The sequence below is a fragment of the Chlorogloeopsis fritschii PCC 6912 genome (genome assembly GCF_000317285.1).
Classification (GTDB): Bacteria; Cyanobacteriota; Cyanobacteriia; order Cyanobacteriales; family Nostocaceae; genus Chlorogloeopsis; species Chlorogloeopsis fritschii.
Genome location: NZ_AJLN01000117.1, coordinates 14,515 through 31,179, shown reverse-complemented (window position 1 = coordinate 31,179; position 16,665 = coordinate 14,515). Strand labels below are relative to the sequence as shown.

Annotated in this window: 14 protein-coding genes; 10 read left to right on the top strand and 4 right to left on the bottom strand. The window is 42.9% G+C overall.

Annotation, left to right across the window (positions count from 1 at the left end; genetic code table 11):
• The first annotated feature begins 126 nt into the window (after positions 1-126).
• A complete protein-coding gene (locus tag UYC_RS0127430) occupies positions 127-636 on the top strand; it encodes a TIGR02652 family protein (protein ID WP_016874086.1) in 510 nt (169 codons plus the stop codon).
• 150 nt (positions 637-786) lie between these two features.
• Positions 787-1,233, top strand: a complete 447-nt coding sequence (locus UYC_RS0127425; protein ID WP_016874087.1) for a VOC family protein — start codon at positions 787-789, stop codon at positions 1,231-1,233.
• A 1-nt stretch (position 1,234) separates the two neighbouring features.
• Here UYC_RS0127425 and UYC_RS0127420 read toward each other — a convergent pair whose 3' ends face one another.
• Entirely contained in the window at positions 1,235-2,272 is a 1,038-nt protein-coding gene (locus tag UYC_RS0127420) for a protein-L-isoaspartate O-methyltransferase family protein (RefSeq protein WP_016874088.1), read from the bottom strand.
• Between the two features lie 203 nt (positions 2,273-2,475).
• Here UYC_RS0127420 and UYC_RS0127415 point away from each other — a divergent pair, with 203 nt between their 5' ends.
• The 3 genes from UYC_RS0127415 to map all read left to right on the top strand — a co-directional run bounded on the left by UYC_RS0127415 (position 2,476) and on the right by map (position 6,987).
• Positions 2,476-5,328: a M16 family metallopeptidase gene (locus UYC_RS0127415; RefSeq protein WP_016874089.1), complete on the top strand. Its 2,853-nt coding sequence runs from the start codon at positions 2,476-2,478 to the stop codon at positions 5,326-5,328.
• 76 nt (positions 5,329-5,404) lie between these two features.
• Entirely contained in the window at positions 5,405-5,896 is a 492-nt protein-coding gene (locus UYC_RS0127410) for a cupredoxin domain-containing protein (RefSeq protein WP_016874090.1), read from the top strand.
• 263 nt (positions 5,897-6,159) lie between these two features.
• The gene (gene map, locus UYC_RS0127405) at positions 6,160-6,987 is read left to right on the top strand and encodes a type I methionyl aminopeptidase (RefSeq protein ID WP_016874091.1); all 828 of its coding nucleotides are present in this window, start codon (positions 6,160-6,162) and stop codon (positions 6,985-6,987) included.
• Between the two features lie 364 nt (positions 6,988-7,351).
• Here the strand turns inward: map and UYC_RS0127400 are convergent, their stop codons facing one another.
• From UYC_RS0127400 to UYC_RS0127390, 3 genes are all read right to left on the bottom strand, one after another.
• Positions 7,352-8,482 (bottom strand): CO2 hydration protein, encoded by a 1,131-nt coding sequence (locus tag UYC_RS0127400; protein WP_016874092.1) that lies wholly within the window; start codon positions 8,480-8,482, stop codon positions 7,352-7,354.
• Between the two features lie 107 nt (positions 8,483-8,589).
• Entirely contained in the window at positions 8,590-10,089 is a 1,500-nt protein-coding gene (locus UYC_RS0127395; protein WP_016874093.1) for an NADH-quinone oxidoreductase subunit M, read from the bottom strand.
• A 285-nt stretch (positions 10,090-10,374) separates the two neighbouring features.
• Positions 10,375-12,231 (bottom strand): NAD(P)H-quinone oxidoreductase subunit F, encoded by a 1,857-nt coding sequence (locus tag UYC_RS0127390; protein WP_016874094.1) that lies wholly within the window; start codon positions 12,229-12,231, stop codon positions 10,375-10,377.
• Between the two features lie 635 nt (positions 12,232-12,866).
• Between UYC_RS0127390 and UYC_RS0127385 the strand changes: the two genes are divergently transcribed.
• From UYC_RS0127385 to UYC_RS0127365, 5 genes are all read left to right on the top strand, one after another.
• A complete protein-coding gene (locus UYC_RS0127385; RefSeq protein WP_010995042.1) occupies positions 12,867-13,175 on the top strand; it encodes a carbon dioxide-concentrating mechanism protein CcmK in 309 nt (102 codons plus the stop codon).
• 106 nt (positions 13,176-13,281) lie between these two features.
• Positions 13,282-13,626 (top strand): carbon dioxide-concentrating mechanism protein CcmK, encoded by a 345-nt coding sequence (locus UYC_RS0127380; RefSeq protein WP_016874095.1) that lies wholly within the window; start codon positions 13,282-13,284, stop codon positions 13,624-13,626.
• Between the two features lie 6 nt (positions 13,627-13,632).
• Positions 13,633-13,935 (top strand): beta-carboxysome shell vertex protein CcmL, encoded by a 303-nt coding sequence (locus UYC_RS0127375; protein ID WP_016874096.1) that lies wholly within the window; start codon positions 13,633-13,635, stop codon positions 13,933-13,935.
• Positions 13,936-14,024: 89 nt separating this feature from the next.
• Entirely contained in the window at positions 14,025-15,692 is a 1,668-nt protein-coding gene (locus tag UYC_RS0127370; protein ID WP_016874097.1) for a beta-carboxysome scaffolding protein CcmM, read from the top strand.
• Positions 15,693-15,927: 235 nt separating this feature from the next.
• Positions 15,928-16,617 carry a beta-carboxysome scaffolding protein CcmN gene (locus UYC_RS0127365; RefSeq protein ID WP_016874098.1) on the top strand — a complete coding sequence of 230 codons (690 nt, stop codon included), beginning with the start codon at positions 15,928-15,930 and terminating at the stop codon, positions 16,615-16,617.
• The last annotated feature ends 48 nt before the right edge of the window (positions 16,618-16,665 follow it).

Genomic DNA, 16,665 nt, shown 5'->3' with positions numbered 1-16,665 from the left:
ATCACGGCGTCAAGACAGTTCACTGAGGCAGCAGTAAGTAGGTACCCTAATCATGTGGCGCAGAAGTGTTAAAAAAACTAACGTCACTAATGAAGACAACAACATTCTTCTTGTACGCACTTCATGATGAATCCAGGCTTGCAGTACCCAATATTTGGCCCCGAAATTCAGTGTCCCCACTGCCGACAGACAATTCCGGCACTGACACTAACAGACACGTATTTATGTCCCCGTCATGGGGCATTTGAGGCTAATCCCAAAACCGGAGAGTTAATTCATCTACAGTCTGGGCGTCATTGGCGCAGGTGGAATGGAGAATGGTATAGACAACATACTCATCCCGATGGTATTAGATTTGAAATACACGAAGCTCTAGACAAGTTATATACACAAGGTTATCGAGCAACACGGGTAATTATTGCTCGCCGCTATCAGGAATTGATGAGTGGCTACTTAGAGCGTAGTACTCCTTGGCGAGGAGGGCAACCGGAAGGAAGTTCTGCCCGCCTGTATGGTTTACCAGTGGAGTTTAGCCCCGATCCCGCAGAAGAACCTTGTTGGGAAGTTATTAATTTTGATTTAGACAAAGAACCAGGCGTACCAGTACGCTACCCTTATTTCAGATTGTTTGAATGAACTAGGGGCTAGGGGCTAGGGACTAGGGACTAGGGATTAAAAATTAAGTCATGAGAATATGTAAAAAAGAAATTTTTAATTTTTAATCGCTAGCCTATTGTTTCTATCTCTTAACTAGCCCCTAACCCCTAGCCTCTAGCCCCTTCTCTTATGCACCATGCTTCAATTCGCACTGCTAATATTCATCGAGCGATCGCCTTCTACGAACAATTGGGGTTCACTGTTTGCGATCGCTTTACTACAGGCTACACCCTTGCCTGTTGGATGGAAGGGCTAGGTGGCAGAATTGAACTCATTCAAATACCTGAACCAAAACCAGCGCCAGACGCATTTGCCGACGAACATTATGTAGGTTACTACCATTTATCTTTCGATCTGAGTGCGATCGCGACTGATTTACCTAGTTGGTTAACAAGTTTAAAAGAGCGCTTTGCTTTGGCTGCACAAAATCAACCAGAGCAATTACAACCGCTCAAGGTACTTTTAGAACCGACGCAGCAACAAATAGGCGATCGCATTTACGAAGTCACTTTTATTGCCGATGCCGATGGCTTACCCCTAGAATTCATTCGGATGTTAACAAAACTTAATTCATAATTCATTCAAACAAGGGTAATTTTGCCTGTACTGTCCAACGAGAAGGTATTTTATTAAGAATTAGACGAAGTTGTTCAAAACCAGGTTTTCCAACTGCACGCCAATTATCAATCCAGCTAGCTAGAGTTATTGCAGCAGCATCTGTCCCCGCTTTAACATAGGCGTGATCAAACTCAGACAGCAGTGCTAAACTATCAGGCTGGCTGATACCGATCGCACTACCAAGCCCAAGACTTGGGGTTGAAGCTGTTGTCAGCCCATGTGGGTTATTAGCCAAAAGATAAGCTCGCAGCCCCATCACATCCTCGTTGTCTTGAAGAGGGCTATCTTGACGGCAAGCAGTTTGTAACAAGTACAGAAATTTTGGCTTGTGTTGGGCTGCCTTTTCACTTCGCAGCCACTGTGAACTCACCCAAGCTACAGGCTGATAATTTTCTAATACAGCTAAATCCGCTTCTTCAGCATAGCCGTGCCATTGGTAGCGGGGTTGATTGCTTAAGGGAACAAAACCTCCAGGAATCAATTTTTCTCCTTTCGGGATGCGATCGCAGTCAATCCAGACACGAGTTATGGCTGTAGTATTTGCTAGTGGCAGAAGTCGAATGGGAGCGACAATCACACCCTTTTTTCTTACTTGTTCCACCCAAGCGGGTGACAAAGCATCTCCTGTTGCCCAAACAATTAAGCGATCGAAAGGTGCAGCAGGTAAATAACCTTCTCTACCATCTTTTGCTACTACCTTTACCATATCAAAACCTTGTGAAGTCAATAATCTAGTAGCACGCTCCACCAAATCTGAGTCTATATCTAAAGAAACGACATAACCTGTTTTCCCCACTAAATATGCCAGCATTGCTGTACTGTATCCAGAACCTGTGCCAACCTCCAAAACTCGCATCCCTGGTTGAACATCTAAAAGGCGCAGCATCGCCGCGATGATTTTTGGCGATGAGCTTTGCGGTATCGGTATACCATCGGCTTGTCTGACAAAAGTTTCGTAAGAAATTGCAGACTCTGCCCAATCTACTGGATCACCCATGTTTTTTAGCGATTCTTTTGAAAAATTCAAAGCTATTAAAATTTAGTCCCCTCTCGTAAAGAATTACCTCTAGCCATATCTAGTAGACTTACCTTGTAGCTTTTTGAGAAAATAGAATTAGTTAAAAAAAGCCTCAAGTACTAAAGAACACGCTATAGTCAGAAAAATCTGTAATCTAATTTGTAGATGCTTTCAGCAAATACATGGGTGTTTTGACCGCATTGCATAGATATCGTTTACCAATTTTTGTGTTTAGTCTCTGTTTGATTGCGGTTTTGCTACTAAGCAATGGCTCGGCGACAAGTCGAATGAATGTGGAATCAACTAAAGTAAATAATCGCAATGAAAATATCTTAAAAACAACACAAAGAAATTTAGTGACAGACAAAGTCCGTAAAACAGTATTAGAAAATGGTCTTACTATCCTCACAAAGGAAGTCCATTCCGCGCCAGTGGTGACAGTGCAGGTGTGGTATAAGGTGGGTTCGCGCAACGAAGAACCAGGGGTTAATGGTATTGCCCACCAGTTAGAACACATGATGTTTAAAGGCACAAAAAATCGTCCGATTCAATTTGGGCGCTTGTTTAGTGCTTTGGGTAGTGACTCAAACGCCTTCACCAGCTACGACCAAACCGCGTATTACAATACAGCAGAGCGCGATAAGCTGAACGCTCTTTTGGAATTAGAAGCAGACAGAATGGAAAATGCTCTGATTGATGCCGAGCAATTGGCTAACGAGAAGCGGGTAGTAATTTCTGAGTTGCAAGGTTACGAAAACGATCCAGAGTATCGCCTCAGTCAAGCTGTCTTGAGAGCAGTGTTTCCCAAACATCCTTATGGCTTGCCTATAGGTGGAACCAAAGCCGATGTCGAGAAGTTTCAAGTTCAGCAATTACAAAAGTACTATCAAGAATTCTACAGCCCCGACAATGCCATTTTGGTAATTGTTGGTGATTTCGATACGGCAAAAACTTTGACAGCGGTGAAAGAGATATTTGGGAAAATACAGAAGAAGGATAGACAAGACACGGGGAATCAAGAGGACACGGAGACACTGAGACACGGAGACACGGGGAATATGTTTGATAATTTCTCCGCGTCTTCCTCTCTGGTATTGCGAGAACCGGGAGCAAACGCACTTTTATACACCGTGTATCCTTTGCCTGCCGCGAATCACCCAGATGTGCCAGCGCTAGATGTGATGGATTACATTTTGACGGAAGGGCGGAATTCTCGCCTCTATCAAGCGTTAGTGGAATCTGGTTTAGCTACTGATTTAACTGGTTATGTTACAAGCTTGCGCGAAGGCGGTTGGTACGAACTATCAGTGACTGCGGCTTCTGATCGCGGTTTGAAAAAGATTGACTCGGTGATGCAAAAAGCGATCGCCCATTTAGCTCAAACAGGAGTTACAAAAGCAGAATTAAATCGTGCTCAGGCACAGCTAGAAGCAAATGTCATCTTGGAAAACCGGGATATTACCAGTCAAGCCATGCTATTAGGGAACAATGAAACTACGACTGGTGATTACAGTTATACAGATAGTTACTTGGCAGCGATTCGCGAGGTGACTGTACAAGATGTGCAACGTGTCGCGAATAAATACCTACAACAAAAAGCACGTACTATCGGCTTTTTTGAACCGAGCCGAATACAAGCGGAAAATAATAGTAATGCCAAACCATCTTCCACGCAAGCTAGCGAAAACTTCTCTTCCGGCTCAACTAAGTTATCTGGTGAAGTCGCGAAGTATCTTCCAGTGGTGGATGTAACAACAACGCCTGTCACTTCGACTTTGCCACAGCAATTCACATTGCCTAATAATTTGCGAGTGTTGCTGTTGCCGGATCGAAGTACTCCCACAGTCACCTTGAGTGGAAATATCAAAGCTGGTGCGGAATTCGATCCAGCAGATAAAGCTGGGTTGGCATCTCTTGTTGCGGAAAACTTGATGAATGGCACCAAAATCAGAGACGTGCATACACTTGCCAACATTTTAGATGAACGTGGCGCGAGCTTAGACTTTGATACTTACCGTGAAGGTGTGGAAATTGAAGGTAAAAGCTTGGCAGGAGACTTACCGATTTTGTTACAGATTTTAGGAGATGTAGTCAAGAATGCGACTTTTCCGGCAAAAGAGTTGGAACTTTCCCGTCACCAGGCTTTAACGGATCTCAAGCAGGAATTAGACGATCCGGCAGAAGTTGCACAAAGAACATTTATACAAACTCTTTATCCCCAGAATCATCCCTTGCACTCTTTTCCCACTCAAAAGAGTTTGCGGCAGATTCGCCGTCAAGATGTGATTGATTTTAAGGAGAAACACTATCGCCCAGATACGATAGTGCTAACACTGGTAGGAGATTTTGCTCCCGATCAAGTGCGATCGCTAATTACAGCTGAGTTTGGTACTTGGCAAGTTAGCGGTGAAGCCCCAAAATTACAATATCCAACGGTAAAAACACCAGACAAAATTATACGTGTTAATCCAGTACTGCCAGGTAAAACCCAAGTGGTTACTGTTCTGGGCAATACGGGAATTAAACGTCAAGATCCCCGGTATTACGCTGCTTTGATACTAAATCAAATTTTAGGTGGCGATACCCTCTCTAGCAGATTGGGAACAGAAATACGCGATCGCCAAGGTTTAACTTACGGGATTTACAGTTCCTTTCAAGCAGGGAAAAATCTGGGGATGTTTTTAATTGAAATGCAAACAGCTCCAGAAGATACAAATCGCGCGATCGACAGCACCCGCAAATTGATAGCAGAAATTCATCAACAAGGCGTTAGCGTAGAGGAATTGGAGACAGCTAAACGTAATGCGATCGGCAACTATAATGTCTCCTTAGCAAATCCAGAGGATTTGTCATCCAGAATTTTGATGAATGAAGTATACGGGCTGGATAAAGAGGAACTACGCTCTTTTACTAGTAAAATTGCGGCAGTCACTCTTGAGCAAGTCAGTCGAGCAGCAAGGGAGTTACTTCATCCAGATAAAATTGTTGTAGTTACAGCTGGCTCATCTGTAACAGCAAAGAAAAACATTAGGTAAAAAAAGTTAATGACTAATGGTTAATCGCTAATGGTACAAACAAAAATTAGCAATTAACTTCTTGAGATGAAAGGCTATGATTCGGTTCATTGCGAAAGTTTCCTTGCAATTACTACAGTGTATGTACCTAACAGTAGTATTGCTGTTGTGTTTTAGTCTCATTATCACTAGTCCTGTATTAGCAGCAAATTACTCAGGAGATTTACTGAAACAAACACCAACAGAAGTGACAGTCAGCCTCGGTAACGCAGCTAACGAACTGAAGTTTGAACCAAATCACTTGGAATTTGTGGCTGGTAAACGCTACACACTCCGGCTAGTAAATCCCAGTGCCCAAAAGCACTATTTCACTGCCAAAGATTTTGCTGATAACATTTGGACACAAAAAGTTGAAGCAGGCAAAGTAGAAGTTAAAGGAGCCATCCACGAGCTGGAATTGAAGCCTGGCGCTGAAGCAGAATGGGTATTTGTAGCACTTAAGCCAGGAAAATATAGCTTGCGTTGTCCGATACCAGGGCACGCAGAGGCAGGTATGACTGGGGACATTGCCATCAATTCGGGACAGTAAGAGATTGAAAATTGATAATAAAAATCACATTTAGTTTTCAGTAGCAAAAAACTACGAATCAAACATGAAGCGAAAAATAAGTTAATTTAAGTATATGTATTACTTCTGGATTAAGTAACCGGGCGTAAATAAACATAATTATCAGGTTCGTTATTTGCTAGTTATTTCGAGCAATAAACAACGAACCACTATTTATGCCTACCGCTTAAGATAGAAAAACATTGCCATTTAAGCAGCAAGGCGCAAACAATAATCAATTTCCCATGAACATTTTAAGTAATCTGCTTTCTCAACCAGCTCAAGATAATCGCTCTAAAAGGCAGCGCAGAGGCATTGAAATTAAATCGCCGCGTGAAATAGAAATTATGCGGCAATCAGCAAAAATAGTGGCAACCGTGCTCAAAGAGATTTCTGAACTGGTGCAGCCAGGAATGACTACAGCAGACTTGGATGCTCATGCGGAAAAACGCATTCGAGAAATGGGTGCAACACCAAGTTTTAAGGGATATCACGGTTTTCCTGGTTCTATTTGTGCCAGCATCAATAATGAAGTTGTACATGGCATTCCCAATCCCAAGAAAGTCATCCGGGCTGGCGATGTTTTAAAAGTAGATACAGGCGCTTACTATGAAGGCTTTCATGGTGACTCTTGCATCACTATTGCTGTAGGTGAAGTTACCTCAGAAGCTGCTAGACTGATTCGCGTCGCCGAAGAAGCGCTGTATAAAGGTATTGAACAGGTAAAAGCTGGAAATTACCTGATGGATATTGCTGGAGCAATTGAAGATCATGTTAAAGCTAATCGCTTCAGCGTAGTGGAAGACTTTACTGGGCATGGTGTCGGGCGCAATCTGCACGAAGAACCTTCTGTGTTCAACTTCCGCACCCGTGATATGCCAAATGTAAAACTACGTGCCGGAATGACACTAGCGATCGAGCCGATTCTAAATGCTGGTTCTAAGTACACTCGAATTTTATCCGATCGCTGGACTGCTGTGACTGTGGATAATGCTTTGTCAGCTCAGTTCGAGCATACTGTGTTGGTGACAGAAACCGGCTACGAAATTTTGACGGATCGTTCTCAAGTTTGAAGCTCAGTTCATAAAAATAAAATAGCACTAATTGAAAGAGGTAAAGCGTCAAAATGAGATGAGCTTGCCTCTTTTTGTTGAATTTTAAAAATGTGTTTTATCGCTTTCAGTAGTTTGTGCTAGCTAGAATTTATAAATTTTAAGTCTATTTTAATTCACATCTTGCACCAGTTGTTTTATTACAATTTTTGTAGGGTGGGCACTGCCTAACTTTCCTCAAACCCTTATTTTTACCTTGTAAACAGTGCCCACCTTACGCTTATTGAGATTTTCAAACAATATAGAGACGCGAAACTTCACGCCTCTACATTAAAAAAAACAGAAATAAATCACCACAAAAATACAAAGACACAAAGAGTATTTACTAACTATTAACCTCTCTCAACTGTGAGGTTTGCAGTCTATCCATCCACTTTGCTAAATAGACTCGATTTAGCCTTTGTTCTTCTGGATTTTGAGTATCCGCAGGGTAGGGCATTAATCCTACAATCGCGGCGGTAGTCACACAGAACATTGACTTTTGGAACGTCATACAAATTTGTACCCGCAAATCATCTTCTCCCCGACGGCTGCGACGATAAACTTCATGCAAATACTCTGGGAGAAAATGACGCATATCCTGCATTAACAAAGTAGGAGGAATACCGGCACCGCCAATAGGTAACGGATCGGCATATAAAGCGCCATACTGAAATCTAGCTTGATCTGGCGGAACTTGATAGGCTTGAGCGTTGAATGAAACTGTACCAGGAAAAGGTGTTCCTCGGAAGAAAACTGCTTCTACATAAGGAACTGCTGTATCTGCAAGGAATGTTAAACCCACACTTGCAGGAATAATGTCATAAACTTTATCTTTAATTTTAACGGAGTAGGTAATTGGCTTATTGGCATTTGCCACCAAACCTGCTTTAATGTGGTCTACAACTTGGGGAATTGATTTAATTTCACCTCGATCGTAACGGTCTGATAATTCAAGGAAAATATCAGCCATTACCCTCCAAAATTGTCCCAAACCGCTATAGTAGGCAGAAACGCGCAACTGCTCAATTAAAAAATCGGGAAAAAGTTGATTAACTCCCATCACAATGGGATTGTTTTTAAATTTGGCTTGAATAACAGCTTGCGCTCTTTGTTGAAATTCTTTTGTATCTAAATATTTATCTAAACCGCCACCACCATGCCATAACATTGCTTTTAGGCAATATTCGGCATATTCATAATTAATTCTGTCATGTGACCAATGGCGAAGTAACTTTTGGAAAGTAATTTCTCCGTTAAAGTATTTAAAAAATGGAAAGAATACTAAAAATTGATTTTCGGCAATATAAATAAGATTTTTTGAGTAGGCATCTAAAACTACACCATAACTTTTAAGAATACCTACTACTTCTAATACGTTTTCGGCAGTATTAGGAACTAATGTTCCTCCTAATACCAAACGCTCTATATACTCGGCTAATGGATGTTTGGTAGGTTTATTTGTAGCAGTTACCATTGATAGTTCTCCTAAAAATTGGGAGTAGTAATTAGTTAGTGGATAGTTGTTAACAACCAACTACTAACTACTTGTGGAGACGCGATTTATCGCGCCTCTACCTACTTTTAATTTGTACTTTTTGCCTTTACCAAAGAAACATTGGCAACAACATTTTGAGTATCCACCATTGCTGTAGTTGTTGCTTCCGTCCAACGTATTAACCAATTTGGTTGGATACCGAAAACTACAATCAACACAGCTAAAACAATCGCGGGAGCGCGATCGCTCCAATAAACTCGTGGCAAGTTTACCACTTGGGCAGACAAGCGTCCAAAAAAGGCACGATTCATCAATATCAAGAAGTAAACGGCTGTTAAACCAGTACCAATCATGCACAACAAAGTTTGTACAGGATAAACAGCAAAACTACTGCGAAAAACCACAAATTCCGCAATAAATCCGAACATTCCCGGTATACCTGCGCTAGCCATCACACCTAGCACCATCAAGCTGCCGATGACAGGCATACCTCTTTCTGGGTTAAACAGCCCCCGGAGTACATCTAAATCGCGACTTCCGGCTTTTTTATACACAATTCCTACTAGCAAAAATAGCAGCGCGGAAATTAAACCGTGGCTGATCATTTGCATGACTGTTGCCAAAATACTTAAAGGAGTAGCAGCAGCTGCAGCAATCAGTACAAAGCCCATATGCCCAATGGAACTGTATGCCACCATTTTTTTCATGTCTTTTTGGGCGATCGCACAGGAGGCACCATAAAGCACGCTCACCACTGCCCAAGTTGCCAAAGTAGGAGCTACATAACTCCAAGCTTCTGGCAACAAGTACAAACCAAAGCGAATTAAGCCGTAAGTTCCCAGCTTTAACAATACCCCAGCCAACAATACTGAAATAGGCGTAGAAGCTTCTACGTGAGCATCTGGTAACCAGGTATGGAAGGGAACTAAAGGAATCTTGATGCCAAAACCAATTAAAATTCCTACCAGCAGTACAAATTGTGTCGCTAAAGGCAGAGCAGAAGTATTTAGCGTCTCCATCGCAAAGCTAGGAGCACCACTCAACCACACTACACCCAGGAAGCTTGCTAAAATCAAAATTCCGGAAACGGCAGTATAAATCAAAAACTTCGTCGCTGCATACCCCCGCCGCTCACCACCCCAAATGGCAATCAGTAAATAAAGGGGAATCAATTCCAGTTCATAAAACAGGAAGAACAGCAGTAAATCCTGTGCTAGAAATGCGCCTGTGACGCCTGCGCTTAACAACAGGAGTAAAGAGTAATAAAATCGAGGTCTTTGTAAGTCTTCATCACTGCTATAGATGGCTACACAAGTCAACAGTCCATTTAGCAGCAGTAACGGCAAAGACAAACCATCTATTCCCAAATGGTAATTCAAACCCAATGCATCTATCCAAGGTAAGAATTCCCTGAATTGTTGACTTGTGACTGTTGGGTCAAACTTAGTGGTTAAAACAATATTCCATAAAAATGCGAGGCTGGCAAATACCAAAGCCACACGACGAGGTAGTTTGGCAACACCAGAAGGTAAGACACTGATCAAAGCCGCACCTAACAGCGGCAGCAAAATCAAAGCACTGAGCATATAAGGGACTAGGGACTAGGGATTAGGGACTAGGGACTAGGGATTAGGGACTAGGGACTAGGAAAGAAGCACCAGGAGCAGGAGAGGGAAGAAGAGAGCAAGGGGAGAGGTGCAGCAGGGGAGGCAGTGCGCCCTTGCGGGTTAAGAGACTTGTAGCAACTGCCGTGGAGAAAGGGGAGAATCGTTATTCACGTTTACTCCTCCAGCTACCCCAGCTACCCCATCTTCCCCATCTCTCATTGTCCCCGTGTCCTCTTCTAGCCCCTAGCCTCTAACCCCTAAACTCTAAAAAGGCAAATTTTCCAACAAACCTAATGACCAGCTAATAAAGAAACCTAAGATACTAATGCCTACGAGTATGGTTAGCAGGTAACCTTGAGATTGACCAGAAATACTATATTTCAAACTTTGCCCGCTGAACATAGTTGCAAAACCAACTAAGTTAACCAAACCATCTACTAGATAGCGATCGCTCCAAGCTGAAATTTTAGAAAGCAGCCCAACAGCACTAACTACTGTCACCCGATAAATTTGATCGATGTAAAAGTCATATCCCAACAAATCTTGGAAAAATCTCCAAACCAAGACTCTCGAACGCGACCAAGCTTTGTGTAAGTAAATTGTAGAGCCGATCGCTACTCCTGATAAAGTAGATAAAACTAATATCGACACTACAAACCAATTGACACTTCCCCAAGTTGGCAGCAAATACCACTGCTGCAACATCACAGGTACTAACAAAGTCATCACTGTCAAAGATACCATTGGCAATGCCATTGGCCAGTGAACTTCTGGAGCACGACGGGTTTTCTGCTGCGGTTCACCCCAAAATACCAATCGAAACACCCGCGTCAAATTCAATGCTGTCAAACCATTGACAAGCACCAATACCCACAATACCCAAGGATTAACTACAACTAAGCCATCAGCCCAAGATAGCATTGCCCAAAAGCTTCCTAGAGGCAACAGCGATACCATCCCGGCTGCACCGACAACAAAAGCAGAGGTAGTTGCTGGCATTCGCGACCACAAACCACCCATTTCTGTTAAATCTTGAGAAGTCGTGGTGTATATCACTGAACCTGCGCTCATAAATAACAGCGCTTTGGCGATCGCATGGGTAAACAGCAAAATCAGGGCTACTCCCCCTTGCTGCAAGCCCACTGCCAAAAAAACCAGCCCCATGTATGCACTGGTGGAATGAGATAAAGCACGCTTGATATCAGTTTGGGCGATCGATACCAAAGAAGCGCCAATTGCCGTTACTGTACCAATTATGACCAAAGCATCTAGAGCGATCGGCGACAGCGCTAAAATTGGCTGCAATTTGTAGAGCACATATGCTCCTCCAGCCACTACCATTGAGTTTCGCATCACAGAGGCTGGATTAGGCCCTTCCATCGCTTCATCTAACCACAAATGTAAGGGAAATTGAGCGCATTTACCCGCAGGCCCAGCAATTAATGCTAACCCTAACAAACTTGATGTTAAAGGACTTAACTGTGCTGTTTGCGCCCACTCATACAAATCTGAAAAATTCAAACTGCCTGCTTTGGTCGAAAGGGTTACCACTCCCATCAACAGCAGCAAGTCGCCTACACGCTTAGTTAAAAAAGCATCTCGTGCTGCTGTTACTACCAACGGTTGGGCATACCAAAATCCTACTAGCAAGTAAGTAGAAAGCGTCAGCATTTCTAGCAAAGCGTAGCTGAGAAACAAGGAATCACTGATCGCTAAACCACTCAGTGCTGCTTCAAAAAATCCCATCAAGGCAAAGAATCGAGCTAATGCCCAATCCTTTTCCATGTAACCCAAAGCATAAATCTGGGCTAATAAACTTAATCCTGCAATTAAAACTGTTGCTCCAACACTTACTGGTGAAATTTCCAAAGCAAAGGTTACTTTTAAATCCGCAGCACTAAACCAGGTGACAACAAAATTTTCTTGCCCTCTATCCCAAATATGTTTAAAGACAAATAAGCTATGAACAAAACCTAAAATCGTTGTCAATACATTAAAATAAGCTGCGGGTCTTGGGCCTGTGCGCCGAACTATTCCCATTGCCCAAGGTAAAGTTAGCAATGCTCCTAATAAGCTATAAAACGGTATCCACCAAGTTGTTGAGAACAGAAATTGGTTCATTTAATTTGCCCTTGACGTCTCAGCTTGTATTTCTTTTCTTTACTAAATGAACTTAATAAATTCAAATTAGATGTTTTTAGTTGTCGGTCTTGTTTAAGTAGCATTATTTCACTTTTCCACGGAGAATATAGAAAAAATCATCATCTTGTTCCTAAATAGATGTTTACTCTTTCTATGCTACCGTTCCTTGAACGGCTTGAAGTTTCTAGCATGAAAACAGCAATTAATATTACCTATAAACAAAACTTATATTTGTTTTTAATGGATGCTCTATACAAATAACAAACGCTGAGGAAGGGCAACTGCCTTACTTTTAGGTAATCTGCCATTCCCTGAAAGATAAAATTTGTATCTGTATGAACCTGTTTGAGTGTAATGTAATAAAAAAATTATAAAGCAGAAGTAGCTGCTCTAGGAATCCATGAAGATTGGTTGAGCAAAATGCAGCTAATAAAATATTATTAAGTTTTTTAAACTATTTTATTATAAACTATTATACTAATTTATATTGTCAGGGGCACCAAGCTTTCCTATGCTTAATTTGAGAACAGTTAATTAGCTCAAGATGAGCACCCCCGTCAAAATTTTCAACAAAAGAGTACTTGTCGCATTAACGTTAGTTTAGGAGATCTGCGATGCCTATTGCAGTTGGGATGATTGAAACAAAAGGTTTTCCGGCAGTAGTGGAAGCTGCTGATGCTATGGTGAAAGCCGCTCGTGTTACCTTAGTGGGTTACGAAAAAATCGGTAGTGCTAGGGTGACAGTAATTGTTCGTGGAGACGTTTCTGAAGTGCAAGCTTCAGTAGCGGCAGGAATTGAAGCAGCTAGAAGAGTCAATGGTGGTGAAGTGGTATCTACTCACATTATTGCTCGCCCTCACGAAAACCTAGAATACGTCTTGCCTATTCGTTACACCGAAGCTGTGGAGCAGTTCCGCACTTAGGCAGACTTTAACATCAAAAAATTCATTCACGGGGTTGCCTTCTTGTAGCTAGCTTTGTTTGTGTTCGTTGGTTCGTTTGTTGGAAGCTTCTTAGGAAATAAAAATTATGTCAATTGCAGTAGGAATGGTAGAAACGCTTGGCTTCCCCGCAGTAGTGGAAGCTGCTGACGCGATGGTAAAAGCTGCTCGTGTTACCTTAGTAGGCTATGAAAAAATCGGTAGCGGTCGTGTCACAGTGATTGTACGGGGTGATGTTTCGGAAGTACAAGCTTCCGTAGCAGCAGGAGTTGAATCAGTCAAGCGAGTCAATGGCGGGCAAGTGATGTCTACTCATATCATTGCTCGTCCTCACGAAAACTTAGAATACGTTCTGCCTATTCGTTATACCGAAGACGTAGAACAGTTCCGTGAAAACGTTAATGCGATTCGTCCTTTCGGTAGAAGACCGTAAAGTGTAATGCAAATTGCCAAAGTGCGCGGCACAGTAGTTAGCACTCAAAAAGATCCAAGCCTTAGAGGTGTCAAACTACTGTTGCTGCAATTAGTAGATGAAGAAGGACGTATTCTGTCAGAATACGAAGTGGCTGCCGATATTGTTGGTGCAGGAGTGGATGAATGGGTACTTGTCAGTCGTGGCAGTGCCGCTCGTCAAATTCTTGGCAATGAACAGCGTCCGATAGATGCAGCAGTAGTGGCGATTATTGATACAGTTCACGTTGAAGATCGCCTGATTTATAGCAAAAAAAATCAATATCGATAAGTTCAGTGAACAGTAATCAGTTAACAGTAAACAGGCTGATAACTGATAACTGAATAACTGACAACTGACAATAGAGGAGGAATCTCGCAATGGCAGTCCGCAGTATCGCGGAGGCGGCTCCCCCAACCCCGTGGTCAAAGAATTTAGCTGAACCAAGAATCGATCCATCAGCTTTTGTGCATTCTTTTTCGCACGTAATTGGGGATGTAAAGATAGAAGCGAACGTCATCGTTGCACCAGGTACCTCAATTCGGGCAGACGAAGGAACGCCATTTTTTATTGGTGAAAATACCAATATTCAAGACGGTGTAGTAATTCATGGCTTGGAGAAAGGCCGTATCATCGGCGACGATCAACAAGAATACTCTGTCTGGGTTGGGAGCAATAGCTGTATTACCCATATGGCTCTAATTCACGGCCCTTGTTACATAGGCGATGACTGTTTTATTGGTTTTCGCTCTACAGTCTTCAATGCCAGAGTTGGAGCAGGGTGCATCGTGATGATGCACGCTTTAATTCAAGATGTAGAAATACCTCCAGGCAAATACGTGCCTTCGGGAGCCATCATTACTACTCAGCAGCAAGCCGATCGCTTGCCAGATGTGCAAACAGAGGATAAGCAATTTGCCCATCATGTGGTTGGTATTAACCAGGCACTACGAGCAGGATATTTATGTGCTGCTGATAGCAAATGTATTAGAACCATTCGTAACGAATTAGAGCAATCTTATACAAGTACAGCCGTTAATGGATTAGAAAGGAGCAGTGAGGTGTCTAGCAGTAGCTTAGGTGCAGAAACAGTAGAGCAATTGCGCTATCTGTTGGAGCAAGGATATAAAATCGGTACAGAACATGTAGACGCGCGGCGCTTCCGCACTGGTTCTTGGACTAGTTGTAAGCCCATTGAAGGTAGATCCTTGGGTGAAGCAATCTCAGCGTTGGAAACTTGTTTGGCAGATCATGCTGGTGAATATGTCCGCCTGTTTGGTATTGACAAAAACAAGCGGCGTGTGCTGGAGAACATTATTCAACGTCCAGATGGCGCTGTCAAAGCACCTACTTCCTTTAAAGCTCCCACCAGTTCTAGCTATGGCAGCAATGGCAGTAGCTACAACGGCAATGGTTATGGTAATGGCAGCAGCAAACTCAGTGCTGAAACAGTAGACCAAGTCCGTCAATTGCTAGCAGGTGGTTATAAGATTGGTACGGAACACGTAGATGAGCGGCGCTTCCGCACCGGTTCGTGGCAAAGCTGCAAGCCAATTGATTCCCATTCTGCTAATGATGTGGTAGCAGCATTAGAGGATTGTATGGTTAACCACCAAGGCGAGTATGTACGCTTGATTGGTATCGATCCAAAAGCTAAACGTCGCGTTCTGGAAGCAATTATCCAACGTCCCAATGGCCCGGTTTCTGGATCTGGCACTCAAAAGTCATCTTTTGCTAGTACTAGTGCTTCTACCTCTGCAACAGCTACTGCATCTGCCACTAGTACCAAATTAAATTCTGAAGTGGTGGAACAACTACAGCAACTTTTGGCTAGTGGATATAAAGTTAGCGCCGAACACGTAGATCAAAGACGCTTTCGGATGGGTTCGTGGAGTAGCTGCGGACAAATTCAAGCTACTAGCCTTAGAGATGCGATCGCAGCATTAGAAGCATACCTTGCTGAATATCAAGGAGAATACGTGCGCTTAATCGGTATCGATCCGAAAGGTAAACGCCGAGTATTAGAAACGATTATTCAACGTCCGTAGGAAGGGGACAGGGACAGGGTACAGGGTACAGGAAAATTTAACCAATCAACCCATAACCTATAACCCTTGGGGTACTCTACGAGAAGCCGCCCTCCCGGCGTCTACGCCAGTCACCACCCTTACGGGAAGCCGCCCTCCCGGCGTCTACAACGGGGGGAACTCCCGCACGGTGCTGGATTCACCTGTAACCTTTTCATCACTTACATTTATTCCGGCTTCCGAGGTTAAAATTTCCATGTCTGTGCCGCCACTGCGCCTGAGTCATAACTTTGATGCTTACATCAGTGGCGAGGTTATTATTCATCCAAGTGCAGTTCTTGCACCTGGAGTGATACTCCAAGCGGCTCCAAACAGCAAAATCATTATTGGTTCAGGGGTTTGTATTGGTATGGGGTCAATCCTCAAAGTCCATGAAGGAACCTTAGAAGTAGAAACGGGAGCAAACTTGGGAGCCGGCTTTTTGATGGTTGGGAAAGGCAAAATCGGCGCAAATGCTTGTATTGGTTCAGCAACAACGATTTTCAATTGTTCCGTAGAACCGGGACAGGTAGTTGCTCCTGGTTCAGTTTTGGGAGATACTAGTCGCCAAATCTCTGACTTAACTACCGCCACTGATACTACACAACCATCAACATCTTCCCAGAGCAATTCCACTTCTACAACTACAGCATCAGATGAAACAGATGTAGGTAATTTGGCAAATGGGAAAGAAAATTCTCCTAAACCTGCCATCAACACACCTAATCCAGATCCGATCGCACAACAACCAGAACCCCAAAACCAGCATAAACAAGAGCCTAGTACTGAATCTACTGCTATCGGTACTCACATCTATGGACAAGGGAGCATTCAACAACTGTTAATTACATTATTTCCCCATAGGCAGTCCTTGAATAAACCCAACTCTGACGATTCGTCTGAGTAAGTGTTAATTGTAAGTTGTCACCTGTAGCAGGAAGCAGAAAGCAAAAAG